At 61.6% G+C, this 1015-nt stretch carries 1 protein-coding gene and 1 pseudogene; one reads left to right on the top strand and one right to left on the bottom strand.

What is annotated here, in order from left to right; genetic code table 11:
* The coding region (locus Q8K05_RS11450; RefSeq protein WP_305246732.1) for an RluA family pseudouridine synthase at nucleotides 1-784 on the top strand (784 nt) is incomplete at its 5' end.
* Between the two features lie 27 nt (nucleotides 785-811).
* Here the strand turns inward: Q8K05_RS11450 and Q8K05_RS11455 are convergent.
* Nucleotides 812-1015 (bottom strand): annotated as a pseudogene (locus Q8K05_RS11455) (transglutaminase); the annotation flags it as partial.

The raw sequence follows: 1015 nt of genomic DNA on the forward strand, positions 1-1015 counted from the left end.
CACGCGGGACGTCTGGCTGGACCGCATGCAGCAGGGCCTGGTGGTCGATGAATTTGGCGCGGCTGTCACGCCGGAGCGCCCTTACCGCGGCCACATGCGCGTGTACTACTACCGCGCGCTGAATGATGAACCCCGCGTGCCGTTTGAGGCGACCGTGCTATTTCAGGACCAGCACCTGGTGGTGGCCGACAAACCGCATTTTTTGCCCGTCACCCCGTCAGGCCACTACCTGCAGGAAACGCTGCTGGTGCGGCTGAAAAACCAGCTGGGGCTGGACACCTTGATCCCGATTCACCGGATTGACCGCGAAACGGCCGGCCTGGTGCTGTTTTCAGTCAACCCGGCCGAGCGGGACGCCTACCAGGCGCTTTTCAGGCAGCACGAAGTCAGCAAGCACTACGAAGCCGTTGCGCCGTGGCGCGAAGACCTTGGCTTTCCGCTGACGCGAAAAAGCCGCATCGTGCAGGGCGAGCCCTTCTTTCGGCAATGTGAAGCGCCCGGCGAGCCCAACAGTGAAACCCATATCCGCGTGCTGGAAGTCAGCGGCCACCAGGCGCGTTACGCACTGAGCCCGGTCAGCGGCAAAAAGCACCAGCTGCGCGTGCATATGCTGGCGCTGGGCATGCCCATTTTTAATGACCGGATTTACCCGCCGGTGGTCCCGACGCCTGAGGACGACTACGCCCAGCCGCTGCAGCTGCTGGCGAAATCGATTGCCTTTACCGATCCGCTGACCGGGCAGGCCCGCAAATTTGAAAGCCGCTTGCGCCTGTTGCTGGCGTGAAGCGGCTTTGGCGGGGTTCAGTAAGCCTCAAGCCTTGATTTCTTTCGCCGTGATCTGATACTTGAAGTCATCCGGCGCATACGAATCAAAGCGCCCGGCGGCGTTTTCACCCACGGGGTACATGAAGAAACCGAGTTTTTCACCCTGGGCGTTGGGCAAGGCGATGTCATGGGCGGTGTTGTAGGCCATCCAGTTGCCTTCCCAGCCACCGAACAGCGCCTTGTTCACGGG

The sequence above is a fragment of the Polaromonas sp. genome, assembly GCF_030682935.1.
In the GTDB taxonomy this organism is placed as follows: Bacteria; Pseudomonadota; Gammaproteobacteria; order Burkholderiales; family Burkholderiaceae_C; genus Polaromonas.